Annotated in this window: 11 protein-coding genes; 9 read left to right on the top strand and 2 right to left on the bottom strand. The window is 69.2% G+C overall.

What is annotated here, in order from left to right; genetic code table 11:
- Window positions 1–53: 53 nt before the first annotated feature.
- The 4 genes from L8H00_RS09160 to L8H00_RS09145 all read left to right on the top strand — a co-directional run bounded on the left by L8H00_RS09160 (window position 54) and on the right by L8H00_RS09145 (window position 4249).
- Window positions 54–617 carry a CHAP domain-containing protein gene (locus tag L8H00_RS09160; protein WP_242096981.1) on the top strand — a complete coding sequence of 188 codons (564 nt, stop codon included), beginning with the start codon at window positions 54–56 and terminating at the stop codon, window positions 615–617.
- A 63-nt stretch (window positions 618–680) separates the two neighbouring features.
- Window positions 681–2615, top strand: coding sequence for a CocE/NonD family hydrolase (locus L8H00_RS09155; RefSeq protein WP_242096980.1), 1935 nt, complete (start codon window positions 681–683; stop codon window positions 2613–2615).
- Window positions 2616–2619: 4 nt separating this feature from the next.
- On the top strand, window positions 2620–3798 hold the full coding sequence (locus L8H00_RS09150; RefSeq protein WP_242096979.1) for a VWA domain-containing protein: 1179 nt from the start codon (window positions 2620–2622) through the stop codon (window positions 3796–3798).
- 85 nt (window positions 3799–3883) lie between these two features.
- Window positions 3884–4249, top strand: a complete 366-nt coding sequence (locus L8H00_RS09145) for a hypothetical protein (RefSeq protein WP_242096978.1) — start codon at window positions 3884–3886, stop codon at window positions 4247–4249.
- Window positions 4250–4292: 43 nt separating this feature from the next.
- Here the strand turns inward: L8H00_RS09145 and L8H00_RS09140 are convergent, their stop codons facing one another.
- Window positions 4293–5378 carry an anhydro-N-acetylmuramic acid kinase gene (locus L8H00_RS09140; RefSeq protein ID WP_242096977.1) on the bottom strand — a complete coding sequence of 362 codons (1086 nt, stop codon included), beginning with the start codon at window positions 5376–5378 and terminating at the stop codon, window positions 4293–4295.
- Window positions 5379–5531: 153 nt separating this feature from the next.
- Here L8H00_RS09140 and rimO point away from each other — a divergent pair, with 153 nt between their 5' ends.
- The 3 genes from rimO (at window position 5532) to L8H00_RS09125 (ending at window position 10499) form a co-directional block, all read left to right on the top strand.
- Window positions 5532–6860: a 30S ribosomal protein S12 methylthiotransferase RimO gene (gene rimO, locus L8H00_RS09135; protein ID WP_242096976.1), complete on the top strand. Its 1329-nt coding sequence runs from the start codon at window positions 5532–5534 to the stop codon at window positions 6858–6860.
- Window positions 6861–7659: 799 nt separating this feature from the next.
- Window positions 7660–9129 (top strand): serine hydrolase domain-containing protein, encoded by a 1470-nt coding sequence (locus L8H00_RS09130; protein ID WP_242096975.1) that lies wholly within the window; start codon window positions 7660–7662, stop codon window positions 9127–9129.
- A 2-nt stretch (window positions 9130–9131) separates the two neighbouring features.
- Window positions 9132–10499: a leucyl aminopeptidase family protein gene (locus L8H00_RS09125; protein ID WP_242096974.1), complete on the top strand. Its 1368-nt coding sequence runs from the start codon at window positions 9132–9134 to the stop codon at window positions 10497–10499.
- A gap of 19 nt (window positions 10500–10518) precedes the next feature.
- On the opposite strand, the gene tpiA is transcribed toward L8H00_RS09125, so the two are convergent.
- Window positions 10519–11265 carry a triose-phosphate isomerase gene (gene tpiA, locus L8H00_RS09120; protein WP_242096973.1) on the bottom strand — a complete coding sequence of 249 codons (747 nt, stop codon included), beginning with the start codon at window positions 11263–11265 and terminating at the stop codon, window positions 10519–10521.
- 112 nt (window positions 11266–11377) lie between these two features.
- Here tpiA and L8H00_RS09115 point away from each other — a divergent pair, with 112 nt between their 5' ends.
- The gene (locus tag L8H00_RS09115) at window positions 11378–13333 is read left to right on the top strand and encodes a peptidylprolyl isomerase (protein ID WP_242096972.1); all 1956 of its coding nucleotides are present in this window, start codon (window positions 11378–11380) and stop codon (window positions 13331–13333) included.
- Window positions 13314–14819 carry an anthranilate synthase component I gene (gene trpE, locus L8H00_RS09110; RefSeq protein WP_242096971.1) on the top strand — a complete coding sequence of 502 codons (1506 nt, stop codon included), beginning with the start codon at window positions 13314–13316 and terminating at the stop codon, window positions 14817–14819. The genes L8H00_RS09115 and trpE overlap by 20 nt, the downstream gene beginning before the upstream one ends.
- Window positions 14820–14830: the final 11 nt, after the last annotated feature.

Below are 14830 nucleotides of genomic sequence, written 5' to 3'. Positions count from 1 at the left end.
GTTAACCACGATCGGCAACCGGGCGGTGAGGTCGGCGCCTCTACACAAGCGTGATGCGACAGTGGCTTACCGAAATCGCGCTCCTCCTGGCCACCGCGGCCACCCCCGCCGCGTCGGCGGCCTCGCTCCTCGGCTATGTCGGGCAATGCGTGCCGTTCGCGCGCGCGGCCTCGGGCATCGACATCTATGGCGATGCCTGGACATGGTGGAGCCAGGCGGAAGGCCGCTACGACCGCGGGCATCGGCCCCGCGTCGGCGCAGTCATCGTCTTCGCGCGCAGCGGCCGCCTCCCCCTCGGCCATGTGGCGGTGGTCAGCCGGATCGTCGAACGCCGCGTGGTGATGCTCACCCATGCCAATTGGTCGCGCCAGAACGGCGAACGCGGCCATACCGAACAGGACGTGACGTTGTTCGACGTGTCGCCCGGCAACGACTGGTCCGACGTGAAGGTCTGGTTCCGCGATTCGAACGGTCTCGGCAGCACGGTCTATCCGGTCGAGGGCTTCGTCTATGGCCACTCCCGCCCCGTCGAGGGCCTGTCCGGCCGCGCGCCCGACGATGTCGGTGCGCTGATCGATGCCTATGTTCCCGGCGGCGGGCGTTACGCGGTGCGCTGACGCTTGTTTCCACCACCGTCCCTGTGTCACGGCGTTCGTCTGACACTGGTTCGAGGACGGCACATGCGGGCAAGGCTGACGATCGCGGCGACGGCGCTGCTGCTGGCGGGTGCCGCGGGCGCGCAGTCGCTGCCCGCCGACATCCCCAAGACGTTCAAGACCGCCGATGCCGGCTTCGATTTCGACAAACAGTCGGTCGACATCCCCATGCGCGACGGAGTGAAGCTGCACGCCGTGATCCTGCGCCGGAAGGGGCTCACCGACGCGCCGATCGTGCTCCAGCGCACCCCTTATGGCGCGGAAAGCGAGCTGAGCCACAACGAGAGCGGCCATGCCGACATGCTCGCGCGCGGCTTCGATTCGACGCTCGTCGATGCGGGCTATATCCGCGTGTACGAGGATGTTCGCGGCAAATACGGATCGGGCGGCGATTACGTCAACGAACGGCCGCTGATCGGCCCGCTGAACGGCACCAAGGTCGATCATTCGACCGACGCCTACGACACGATCGACTGGCTGGTGAAGAACGTCGCCGGCAACAACGGCCGCGTCGGCATCATCGGCACCAGCTATGACGGGATGATGGCGGCGATGGCCCTCGTCAACCCGCACCCGGCGCTGAAGGTGGCGGTGCCGATGAACCCGGTCATCAACACCTATCACAACGACGATGATTTCCACGGCGGTGCGTTCCGGCTGATCGGCTACGACTATTATTTCAGCCAGGACAGCGTGAAGGGCAGCGGCGCCGATCTGTGGCGCGACGCGTATGACGATTACGACACCTTCCTGCGCGCGGGCTCGGCCAGCGATTTCGTGAAGAGCCGCGGGCTCGACCAGCTCGGCTGGGTGCGGCGGATGCACGATCATCCGGCCTATGATTCGTTCTGGAAGGCGCAGGCGCTCGACGAGATCCTGCCGCGTCTGCCGCAGACCGTCCCCACGCTCTGGGTGGCGGGGCAATGGGATCAGGAGGACATGTTCGGCGCGGTCGCCGCCTATCAGGCGCTGGCCAAGGTGGCGCCGGCGGGCCTCGAACATCTCGTGATCGGCCCCTGGGCGCATGGCGGCTGGAACGGCGATGGATCGACGCTGGGCGCGATCCGCTTCGATTCGGATACCGCCTTGTGGTTTCGCACCAACATCCTGCTGCCGTTCCTCGACGCGCAGTTGAAGCCCGGCGCGCCGGCCGCCGATCTGCCCCCCGTGCTCGCCTTCCAGACCGGCGCCAACCGGTGGCAGAGGCTCGCCGCCTGGCCACCCGTCTGCGCGGGCATGGGCACCTGCGCCGCGCCGATGCAGCGTTACTGGTTCCAGCCCGCCGGGGGCCTCGCCCCCACCGCCCCCACGGCGAACGGCCATGACGATTACGTCTCGGATCCGGCCAAGCCGATCCCCTATCGCATCCGCCCGATCCGCCCGACCTATGCGACCGGATCGACCTGGCGGCAGTGGCTGGTGGACGATCAGCGGCCCTTCTCGGACCGGACCGACGTGCTGAGCTACGAGACGCCCGTGCTGAAGGAGGCCGTCGCCATCTCGGGCGCGCCGGTGGTCGATCTGATCGCCAGCACGACCGGCACCGACGGCGATTTCGTCGCCAAGCTGATCGACGTCTACCCGGCCGAATATCCCGCCAAGCCGGAGATGGGCGGCTATCAGCTCGCGGTCGCGATGGACATCCTGCGCGGGCGTTACCGCCAGAGCCCCGAACATGCCGTGCCGATCACGCCCAACCGGCCGCTCGGCTATGCCATCGTGCTGCCGAACGTGAACCATGTGTTCCTGCCCGGCCACCGCATCATGGTGCAGGTCCAGTCGAGCTGGTTCCCGCTCTACGACCGCAACCCGCAAACCTTCGTGCCCAACATCTTCGACGCGAAGCCCGGCGATTACCGCAAGGCGACGATCGCGGTCTATCATGGCCCGGCCCAGGCGAGCGCGATCGAACTGCCCGTCGTGCCGGTCGCCGCCGCCATGGCGGGGGGCGTGAAGTAATCCGATGTTCCTCGACTTTCTCGACGAACTGCGCGCGGCGGGCATCCCGGCCAGCCTCAAGGAGCATCTGCTCCTGCTGGAGGCGCTCGACGCCGAGGTGATCGGCCGTACGCCCGAGGATTTCTACTACCTCTCGCGCGCCGTGTACGTGAAGGACGAGGGGCTGCTCGACCGGTTCGACCAGGTGTTCGCCAAGGTGTTCCGCGGCATCGCCACCCGCTTTGGGCCGGAGGGTGCCGAGATCCCCGCCGACTGGCTGAAGGCGATCGCCGAACGGTTCCTGAGCGAGGAGGAGATGGCCAAGGTCCGATCGCTCGGGTCGTGGGACGAGATCATGGAGACGCTGAAGAAGCGGCTTGAGGAGCAGCGCGAGCGCCATCAGGGCGGCAGCAAGTGGATCGGCACCGGCGGCACCTCGCCCTTCGGCAATGGCGGCTACAATCCGGAGGGCGTGCGGATCGGCGGCGAAAGCACGCACAAGCGCGCGTTGAAGGTTTGGGACCAGCGCGAGTTCCGCAACCTCGACAACAGCCGCGAACTCGGCACGCGCAACATCAAGGTGGCGCTGCGCCGCCTGCGCCGCTTCGCGCGCGAGGGTGCGGCGGACGAGCTCGACATCGACGGCACGATCGACGGCACCGCGCGCCAGGGCTGGCTCGACGTGCGGATGCGGCCCGAGCGGCGCAATGCGGTGAAGCTGCTGCTGTTTCTCGACGTGGGCGGATCGATGGATCCGTTCGTGACATTGTGCGAGGAGCTGTTCTCGGCCGCGACCAGCGAGTTCAAGAATCTCGAATTCTTCTACTTCCACAATTGCCCCTATGAGGGCGTGTGGAAGGACAATCGGCGCCGCTTCGCCGAGCGCACGCCGACCGCCGATCTGCTCCACAAATACGGCCATGACTATAAGTGCGTGTTCGTCGGCGACGCGTCGATGAGCCCCTATGAGATCACGCATCCCGGTGGCTCGGTCGAGCATATGAACGAGGAATCGGGCGCGACCTGGCTTCACCGATTGACGACCACCTATCCCGCCGCGGTGTGGCTGAACCCGATCCCGCGCGAGCAATGGGGCTATTCGCAGAGCATCCGGATCATCCGCGACCTGATGGCCGATCGCATGTATCCGCTGAGCCTCGCCGGGCTGGACGCGGCGATGCGCGAGCTGACGCGCAAACGGTGAGTTCGCCGCGCGGAACAACCTGTGTTACCCGCAGGTTGTCGCCCAACCATCGTATCCGGCCACCCATCGTATCAGGAGCGTCCCCATGTCGTCCATTCCCGCATCCGCCATGCCGCATGCCAAGGCCCATCCGCATCCCGAGCACGAACCCGAGCATGGCCACGAGCACAAGGATGGAAGAAAGCCCGCGCCGCGGCACGACGACGCGCCCCATGACGGCGCAGTGGACAAGGCCAAGGACGGCGCACGTGCGGTGAAGCATGCGGCCGGCGCACATCCGGCCGTGACCATCGCGCTCGGCGCGGCGGTGGTCGCCGGGATCGCCGCCGCGGTGGCGGTGCCCGCCGTGCTGGCGCGCAAGGCCGCCGGCGAGAAGCCGCCCAAGCGCAAGGGTCCGGGCAAGAAGCCGGCACTCAAGGGCAAGCCCGACAAGAAGGCGGACGCCGCCTGATCCTTCTCCGCCGCCCCGGCATTCCGGGGCGGGGACACGCGGCTCAACCCGGGCGGTGCACGACGCCGCCCGGCATCGCGCTCGGCACGCCGGTGGTGCCCGGAAAGCTGATCGGCAGCCCGCGCAGCGTGCGCACCGCCATATAGGCGAAGCCTTCCGCCTCCAGCGCATCGCCATTCCATCCGAGCGTGTCGGTCGGCTCCGGCGTCAGCCCGGTGCGCGCGGCGATCATTGCCAGCAGTGTCGGATTGTGCCGGCCGCCGCCCGCCACCAGCAGCCGCACGGGGCGCTGCGGCAACTGGTCGATCGCGATCGCCACGCCGGCGGCGGTGAAGGCGGTCAGCGTCGCCGCGCCATCGCCCGCCGACAGCCCGCGCGCCGGCTGGATCGTGAAGTCGCCGCGATCGAGCGATTTGGGGCCGGGCTCGGCGAAGAACGGGTGGTCGAGCATCGCGCCCAGCACGCTTTCGTCCACGCGCCCCGTGGCGGCGAGCGCGCCCTCCGCATCGAACCGCGCGCCCGTCGCCTGCCCCACCCAATCGTCGATCAGCCCGTTGGCGGGCCCGGTGTCGAACGCGATCACGCGGCCGTCGCCGATCCAGGTGACGTTCGCGACGCCGCCCAGGTTCAGCACCGCCACCGGCCCCGCCAGATCCGCGGCGAGCGCGGCGTGATAGACCGGCAGCAGCGGCGCGCCCTGCCCCCCCGCCGCCACGTCGGCCGAGCGGAAATCGGAGACGGTGACGATCGCGCAGGCGTTCGCCATCTGCGCGCCGTCGCCGATCTGCCAGGTCCAGCCGCGATCGGGGCGGTGGGCGATCGTCTGGCCGTGAAAGCCGATCACGTCGATATCGGCGGGCGTCAGCCCCGCCTCGGCGATCAGCTTGCGCACCGCGAACACGTGCGCCCGCGTAACGAGATCGGACGCCGCGACGATCGGCGGGCTGGCGCGCGGCCGTTCGAAGGTGAGCGCCATCCGCGTCGCCTCGGCCAGTTCGGCGCGCGCCGCATCCGACCAGGGCTCGCCGCGAAAGGCGATCGGCATCACCTGCCGCTCGCCATCGGTCTCGATCAACGCCGCATCGATCCCGTCGAGCGAGGTTCCGGACATCAGGCCGATCGCACGCATATCCCGCTCCTCCAGACGCCGCTTTCCATGGCGCGCGATCGCACCGCTGTCGATCGATCGGCCAGGCGGTTTGCGGCCAACGCCGCCGCCTGCCCCATGAAGTGAAGCGAGAGTGGCAAAATCGCCACCGATCGCCTATGTGCGGCGCCTCCCATGGCCACCATCCTCCCCTCCCCGCCGAAAGTCGGCATGGTTTCGCTCGGCTGCCCGAAGAATCTCGTCGACAGCGAACGCATCCTGACGCAGCTCCGCGCGGACGGCTATGCGATGTCCGCCGACTATGCCGGCGCCGACGTCGTGCTCGTCAACACCTGCGGTTTTCTCGATTCGGCGAAGGAGGAAAGCCTCGAGGCGATCGGCGAGGCGATGGCCGAGAACGGCCGCGTCATCGTCACGGGCTGTATGGGCAAGGAAGCCGAGGCGATCCGCGCGCGCTTCCCCCAGGTGCTCGCGATCACCGGCGCGCACGAATATCAGCAGGTTGTGGAGGCGGTGCACGAAGCGGCGCCGCCGGGCCTGTCGCCCTATCTCGATCTGGTGCCCGATGCCGGGCTGAAGCTGACGCCGCGCCACTATAGCTATCTGAAGATCTCGGAGGGGTGCAACCATCGCTGCTCCTTCTGCATCATCCCGTCGCTGCGCGGCGATCTCGTCAGCCGCCGGCCCGACGCGATCCTGCGCGAGGCGGAAAAGCTGGTCGCCGCGGGCACGCAGGAGCTGCTGGTCATCAGCCAGGACACCTCCGCCTACGGCATCGACATCCGCCGCACCCCGCGCCCGTGGAAGGGCCGCGAGGTCGTGCCGCACATGACCGATCTGGCGCGCGAACTGGGCCGGATCGCGCCCTGGGTGCGGCTCCATTACGTCTATCCCTATCCGCATGTCGACGAGGTGATCCCGCTGATGGCGGAGGGGCTGGTGCTCCCCTATCTGGATATCCCGTTCCAGCATGCGGCGCCTGCGGTGCTGAAGCGGATGAAGCGCCCGGCGAACGATGCCAAGGTGCTGGAGCGGATCCATCGCTGGCGCACGATCGCGCCCGACATCGCGATCCGCTCCACCTTCGTCGTCGGCTTCCCCGGCGAGACCGAGGCCGATTTCCAGTATCTGCTCGACTGGCTGGACGAGGCGCAGCTCGACCGCGTCGGCGCGTTCCGCTTCGAACCCGTGGCGGGCGCCAGCGCGAACCTGCTGCCCGATCCCGTGCCCGAGGCGGTGAAGGAAGAACGCTACGCCCGGATCATGGAAAAGACCGCCGCGATCTCGGCCGCCAAGCTCGCCGCCAAGATCGGCCGGACGCTGCCGGTGATCGTGGATGCGGTGGACGACGAGGGCGGCGCCACCGGCCGCAGCCAGGCCGATGCGCCCGAAATCGACGGCGAGGTCTTCCTGCGCGACGCCGGCCATCTGGCGGTGGGCGACATCGTGCCCGTCGCGATCGAGCATGCCGACGACCACGATCTGTACGGCGTGCCGGTGTAGTTCTGTTGTTCCCCGGCGAAGGCCGGGGCCCAGTTGGAGCACGATCGTGACGACGCGCCGCGCATGTTGCATGGACCTTCCCGAGTGGGCCCCAGCCCTCGCCGGCTATAAACATGACATCGGATGGAGCGACACTTTTCTACCAACCGTTCGACACACGCCCTCTGTCGTCCTTATCGTCTCGCGACCATATGAGCGGTCGGGTTGGCGGCGATGGGTCGATGCCATTCGATACCAACTGGCTCAACTCTTTCTCGCGGGGGTAAAAGCTGCCGGGCGGCAAACGCCCACTTGCAGACGAACGGAGTATGATGCGATCATTCTCAAATGCGACGTTGGTTCATGCTTCCGCTAGCGGCTGTGGCGATAGCCTTAGGGGGCTGCCGTCATAAAGAGCCAGCCGCCTGCAATGTCGGACCTCCCGACGATCCGCGATACTATCAACGATGGGCGGACGACATAACCGCCGCTCGCTGCAAGGGGATGCACGTAGATCAGAATGCCATCGTGAAGCCGGACCGGGTTCTACGCAACGGTAATTAACGGCATCGGTCGCTCCAAAGCGGCCGTTCCGCTTTCCACCAAACTAAGACGTACAGCGCTAACCGGACGTCGGGACTGAGCCAACGCTCTGCGACATCCGGCCGCCAACCATCGACGTGAGCATCGGCGGGCGCATGACCGGACCAATCCGTACAAAACGTCGTCCAATCAGACCTCGTGTCTATCACCCCGCCTTCGCCGGGAAACCCGCGCGCGGGGTCTGTCCTACAGGCGCATCCCATGCCAGACTGGCGCGATGAACGCGTCCCAGCCCCGTCGATCCGCCCCGTCCCCCGCCGCGAAGTGGAAAACCCGCCGCACGCCTCCACTTCCTCCACTTCGCCTCGCGCTGGCCGGGCTTCTCGTCCTCGCCGCGCCCGCCACGGCGCAGCAGCTCACCCCGGCCGAAACCGCGCGGATCGACGGCGTCGTCGCGACCGCGCTGGCGAAGACGGGCACGCCCGGCGTGTCGATCGCGGTGGTGCGCGGCGGCCGGATCGTGCTGGCCAGGGCCTATGGCAAGGCGTCCGAGGCGATCCCGCAGGCCGATGCGCGGCTCCCGTTCCAGATCGCGTCGATCTCCAAACAATTCACCGCCGCCGCGGTGCTGCTGCTGGCGGACCAGGGCAAGCTGAGCCTCGACGACACCGTCGCCAAATATCTGCCCGGCATCAGCGGCGGCGACACGATCACGATCCGCGAACTGCTCAGCCACACCTCCGGGCTGCAGGATTACTGGCCGCAGGATTACAGCTTCAAGGCGATGGCGACGCCGGTTTCGCCGCAGGGCATCGTCGATCGCTGGGCGAAGAAGCCGCTCGATTTTGCGCCCGGCACGCAGTGGCAATATTCGAACACCGGCTATGTCGTCGCCGGCCTGATCGTCGAGAAGGTCTCGGGCGAACCGCTGCTCGCCTTTCTGCGAACCCATATCTTCAAGCCGCTGGGCATGACGCCGATCGACCAGGATCTGGCGATCGGCAAGGCCTATCCGCAGGGCTATGGCCGCGCCGCGCTGGGTCCGGTGCGCGCCGTGCAGCCGCCCGCGCGCGGCTGGCTCTATGCCGCGGGCGAACTGGCGATGACCGCCGCCGATCTGGCGAAATGGGATATCGCGCGGCTCGACCGCACGCTGCTCACCCCCGCCGACTGGCAGGCGCAGGAAACGCCGGTGAAGCTGGCCGACGGCACGACCACCGGCTATGGCCTCGGCGTCTCGATCGGCACGCGCGACGGCCGGCGGATCGTGGAGCATAGCGGCGAGGCGGTCGGCTTTCTCAGCGAAAACATCGTCTATCCCGACGACAAGGCGGCGATCGTGGTGCTGACCAACAGCTGGTCGGGCGACGCCTTCACCGCCATTGCCAGCGGGATCGCCGCCGTCGTGCTGCCGCCCCCCGCGCCCGACGCCGGCGACGCGGCCGCGCTGACGGGGGCCAAGGCGCTGCTCGCGCAACTGACGAACGGCACGCTCGATCGCACCCGCCTGACCGACGATGCGAACTATTACTTCACCCCGGTGACGCTCGGCGACTATCGCACCAGCCTCGCGCCGCTGGGGGTGCCCGGCGTCTTCGAACAGCGCGGCAAGCCCCGGCTGCGCGGCGGCTTCGTCAACCGCAACTACCGCGTCACCTATGGCGACCGAAGCTTCGCGCTCGCCACCTATGCCGAACCCGGCGGGTCCGGCCGCTACGAACAATTTCTGCTGAGCCCGGTGAATTGACGATGGATTACGCCACCCTCCTCCAGCCCGATCGCGGGCATAGCGCGCATGCGATCGAGATCGTCACGGCGGCCGAGTTCGACACCTGGCTCGCGCGGCAGCCGGCGGCCACCCGCATGGCGGTGGCGGCGCAGCGCTTCACCGGCAAGCCGGGCAGCCACATCCTGATCGCCGGCGATACGGACTGGCACATGGTCGCCGCGATCGCCGAGGCGGGGCCGTGGAGCCTCGCCAAATTGCCCGAGGCGCTGCCCGAAGGGCGTTACCGGCTGACGGGCGGCGACGCGGCGGCGGGCGCGCTCGGCTGGATGCTCGGCCAATACCGTTTCGACCGCTATCGCAAGGCGGAGGATGCGGGGCCGCGCGTGCTGCTCACCACCGATCCGGCCGCGATCGACGAAAGCGTGCGGATCGCGCAGGCGACCGCGCTGGTGCGCGATCTGGTCAACACCCCCGCGTCCGACATGGGGCCCGGCACGCTGGAGGCCGAGGCGGAGGCGCTGGCGAAACGCCATGGCGCGACCGTCACGGTCACGCGCGGCGACGCGCTGGTGCAGGGCTATCCGATGATCCAGGCGGTGGGGCAGGCCGCCGGCAAGGGCCGCGAGCCGCGCCTGATCGAACTCGAATGGGGCGCCCCCGAACATCCCCGGATCGCGATCGTCGGCAAGGGCGTGTGCTTCGACACCGGCGGGCTCGACATCAAGCCCTCGGCCGGCATGCGCCTGATGAAGAAGGACATGGGCGGCGCGGCGCATGCGCTGGCGCTCGCCGGGCTGGTAATGGCCGCGCGGCTGAAGGTGCGGCTGCACCTGCTGATCCCCGCGGTCGAGAACAGCATCGCCGGCGACGCCTTCCGCCCTGGCGACGTGCTGAAGACGCGCTTGGGGCTCACCGTCGAGAACACCAACACCGATGCCGAGGGGCGGCTGGTGCTCGGCGACGCGCTGGCCAGGGCGGTGGAGGACAAGCCCGCGCTGATCCTCGACTACGCCACGCTCACCGGCGCCGCGCGCGTGGCGCTCGGGCCGGACCTGCCGCCTACCTTCGCCAATGACGAGGCGCTGGCCGCCGAACTGATCGCGGCGGGCACGGCCGAGACCGATCCCCTGTGGCGGATGCCCTTATGGGACGGCTATGACGAGCTGCTGAAATCGGACGTCGCGGACCTCGTCAACGCGCCCGATGGCGGCTTTGCCGGCGCGATCACCGCCGCCTTGTTCCTGCGCCGCTTCGTGCCGGCCACCATCCCTTGGGCGCATCTCGACGTCTTCGCCTGGCGCCCAACCGCAAAGCCCGGCCGGCCCAAGGGTGGCGAAGCTTACGGCCTGCGCGCCGCTTTCGCGGTGCTGAAGGCGCGCTATGGCTGAGCGTGGCGGCGGCGGCGGCCTAGGCGTCGGCCGCCGCCGCGATGATCGGCACGAACTTCGCCGCGGTGAGGCTCGCGCCGCCGACCAGCGCGCCGTCGACATGCTCGACCGCAAGAATCGCGCCCGCATTGTCGCCGGTCACCGATCCGCCATAGAGAATCCGCACCGCCTGTGCGCGATCGCCGATCATCGTGGCCAGCTTGGCGCGCGCGATCGCGTGCATCGCCCCGATCTGCTCCAGCGTCGGCGTGCGGCCGGTGCCGATCGCCCAGCGCGGTTCATAGGCGAGCGTGAACCAGTCGCCATCCGCATCGTCGGGCACCGATTTCTCGATCTGCGACTGGACGACGCGCTCGGCGCGGCCGGCATTGTGCTCCGCCTCGGTCTCGCCGCAGCACAGGATGACGCGAAGCCCCGCCCGGTGCGCCGCTGCGGCCTTCGCCCAGGCGTCGTGGCTGGTCTCGTGCTGATCGGCGCGGCGTTCGCTATGCCCCGCGAGCGTAAAGGTGGCGCCTGCCTCCTTCACCATCGCCGCCGAGACGCAGCCGGTATGTGCGCCCCGCTCGGCCTCGTGCACGTCCTCCGCGCCGATCGCCAAGCCCGGCACGCGCAACGCGGCGGGCGCGATCAGCGTAAAGGGCACCGCCACCGCGACGTCGATGCCCGGCGCCTGCCGCGCCGCCGCCGCCACGCCGTCCAGCTCCGACAGGCTGCCGAGCGATCCATGCATCTTCCAATTGCCGGCCACCAGCTTGCGACGCGCCATTCCCATCCCCTTCTCGTTCAAGTCTGCCCGGTAGCGCATGCAGGCGCCCGCTTGAAGCCCGCTGCCCTGCCCCCTAAAGCGACGGGGCATTCTCCATCACGATCGGTCGTCCATGCTCGGTTTCTTTCGCCGCATCATCAATTCCAAGGCCGGCATCGTCGTCACCTTCATCGTGCTCGGGGTCATCGCGCTGGCGTTCGCGGCGGGCGACGTGACCGGGCTGCGCACCAACGGCGCGGGCGGGATGACCGCGGACGACGTGGCGAAGGTGGGCAAGACCACGCTCACCGCCGCCGAGCTGCGCGCGCGCGTGCAGAACGAGATGGAGACGTTCCGCCAGCAGCAGCCGACGCTCGACATGGCGACCTTCGTCACGCAGGGCGGGCTCGACGGCACGCTGGAGCGCTCGATCACCTCGCTCGCGCTCGATCAGTTCGGCGCGGATCAGGGCATGGTCGTCAGCCGCCGCGCGGTCGACGGGCAGATCGCCAGCATCCCCGGCCTCCAGGGCCCCACGGGCAAATTCTCGCCGCAGATCTATCAGCAGTTGCTCCAGCAGCGCCACCTGACCGACATGCAGATTCGCAGCGACATCGCGCGCGACACGCTGGCGCAACAGCTCATCCAACCGAACATGGGCGCGACGCAGGTGCCGCAGCAACTGGCGCTGCCCTATGCCTCGCTGCTGCTCGAAAAGCGCGCCGGTTCGATCGGCTTCGTCCCCGCCGCCGCCATGGCCAAGGGCGCTATGCCGACCGACGGCGAGATCGCCGCCTTCTATCAGCGCAACGCCGCGCGCTACACCGTGCCGCAGCGCCGCGTGATCCGCTATGCCGTCATCACCGCCGATGCGATGAAAACGCGCGCGACGCCCACCGATGCCGAGATCGCTGCCGCCTATAAGGCGCAGGCGGCCCGCTTCGCGCCGGCCGAGAAGCGCACGATCGTCCAGGTCGTGACGATCGACCAGGCGGGTGCCAACGCCATCGCCGCCAAGGTGAAGGCCGGCACGCCGATCGCCGACGCCGCCCGCGCGGCGGGGCTCGAAGCCTCCACCCAGACCGACGTGACGAAACCGGCCTATGCCGGCACGACCGCCCCCGCCGTGGCGGATGCGGTGTTCGCCGCCGCCAAGGGTGCGGTGGTCGGCCCGATCCGCGGTGCGCTCGGCTGGACGGTCGCGCGCGTCGAGGCGGTGCGGCAGGACCCGGGCAAGACGCTCGCCCAGGCGCACGACGCGCTCGCGACCGAACTCGGCAAGACCAAGACGCTCCAAGCGCTATCCGCCATCCACGACTCGATCGACGATTCGCTCGGCAAGAACGCCACGTTCGACGAGGTGATCGCCGATCAGAAGCTCAGCCCGCAGACCACGCCCGGCGTCCTCCAGACGGGCGTCGATCCCGATCATCCCGAGGCCAAGCCCGACCCCACGCTCGCGCAGGTCTATGCCGCCGGCTATGCCGCGCGCGACGGCGATGCGCCGCAGCTCGTGCAGACCGGCGCCGATGGCAGCTTCGCGGTCGTGGCGCTCGGCCGGATCGTGCCCGCCGCGCCGCGTCCGCTGGCGCAGGTGAAGGCACAGGTCGCCGCCGACATCCAGGCCGACCGCGCCCGCATCGCCGCGCGCAAGGTGGCGGGCACGGTGCTGGCCAGCGTGAACAAGGGCACGCCGCTCCAGGCCGCGCTCGCGCAGAGCGGCACGGCGCTGCCGCCGTCGCGCCCGATCGCCGCGTCGCGCGCGCAACTGGCGGCCAACCCCCAGGGCGTGCCGCCGCCTCTCGCGCTGATGTTCTCGATGGCCAAGGGCAGCGCCAAGCTGCTCGAGGCGCCGAACGGCGCCGGCTGGTACGTCATCAAGCTCGACACCATCGTGCCGGGCGATGCGGCCGGCAACCAGGCGATGCTGCTCGCCACGCGCAGCGACCTCGCGCGCGGCGTGGGCCGCGAATATGTCGAGCAGTTCGCCAAGGCCGTCCGCGCGCAGGTGGGCGTGAAGATCGACGCCGCCGCGGTCGCCCGCGTGCGCGCCGGGCTGCTCGGCCAGGGTGGCTCCGCTGCCAACTGACGCGCACGCCGCGCTGCAGGGCGGCCGCCCGGCGCTGCTCTGGCGGCGCGCAGTGGCCGATACCGAGACGCCGGTCGCGGCGGCGCTGAAGCTCATCGAGCCCGGGCGCGGCGATTTCCTGCTCGAATCGGTGGAAGGCGGCGCGACGCGTGGGCGCTACAGTCTGATCGGCCTCGCCCCCGATCTCGTCTTCCGCGCCGAGGGCGACAACGCCGCGATCAACCGCCATTGGGCGACCGATCGCGGTGCTTTCGAACCGGCCGGCATTCCCACGCTCGCCGCCTTGCGCGCGCTGGTCGCCGAATGCCGCGCCGAGGTGCCCGAGGGGCTTCCGGGCGCGCTCGCCTGCCTGGTCGGCTATTTCGGCTATGAGACGGTTGGGCTGGTCGAGACGCTGCCACAGCCCGTGGCCGATCCGCTGGGCCTGCCCGACATGATGTTCGTGCGGCCCTCGGTCGTGCTGGTGTTCGATCGGCTGGCCGACACGCTCTACACGGTCGCGCCGGCCTGGCCCGATGCGCAGCGCGACCCGGCCGCGATCGTCGCCGAAGCGGAAGAGCGGCTCGACGCGCTGGCCGCCCGGCTGGCGAACACGCCCCTGCCCCCGCCGGTACGCGCGCCGCTGGCGGAGCCGGTCTATACCCCGGCGCTTCCCCCCGGTCGCTATGGCGAGATGGTGGCGCGCGCGAAGGATTATATCGTCGCGGGCGATATCTTTCAGGTCGTGCTGGCGCAGCGTTTCAGCACCGATTTCGCGCTGCCGCCTTTCGAACTCTATCGCTCGCTCCGGCGGATCAATCCCTCGCCCTTCCTCTACCATCTCGATCTGCCGGGCTTCGCGCTGATCGGGTCGAGCCCCGAGATCCTGGTGCGGGTGCGCGACGGCGAGGTGACGATCCGCCCGATCGCGGGCACACGGCCGCGGGGACGCACGTCGGCCGAGGACGACGCGAACCGCACCAGCCTGCTCGCCGATCCCAAGGAACGCGCCGAGCATCTGATGCTGCTCGATCTCGGCCGCAACGATGTCGGCCGCGCCGCCGCGCCCGGCAGCGTGCGCGTGACCGACAGCTATACCGTCGAACTCTACAGCCATGTGATGCACATCGTGTCGAACGTCGTGGGCACGCTGTCGCCGCAGAAGGATGCGCTGGACGCGCTGTTCGCGGGTTTTCCGGCGGGTACGGTGAGCGGTGCGCCCAAGGTACGCGCGTGTCAGATCATCGGCGAACTCGAACCCGAACGCCGCGGCGCCTATGCCGGCGGCGTCGGCTATTTCTCGCCCGACGGATCGATGGATTCGTGCATCGTGCTGCGCACCGCTGTGGTGAAGGACGGCGTCGTCCATGCGCAGGCTGGCGCCGGGATCGTGGCAGACAGCGATCCTGCCTCCGAACAGCGCGAGTGCGAGGCGAAGGCGGGTGCGATCCTGGCCGCCGCCCGCGACGCGATCGCGCGGGCAGCCGATCCGAACTTCGGCCAGTAAGTTAGATCCGG

It is taken from the genome of Sphingomonas sp. CROZ-RG-20F-R02-07, assembly GCF_022662335.1.
In the GTDB taxonomy this organism is placed as follows: Bacteria; Pseudomonadota; Alphaproteobacteria; order Sphingomonadales; family Sphingomonadaceae; genus Sphingomonas.
Note: the sequence above shows the minus strand (reverse complement) of the source record. Positions and strands in the feature narration are given on the sequence as shown.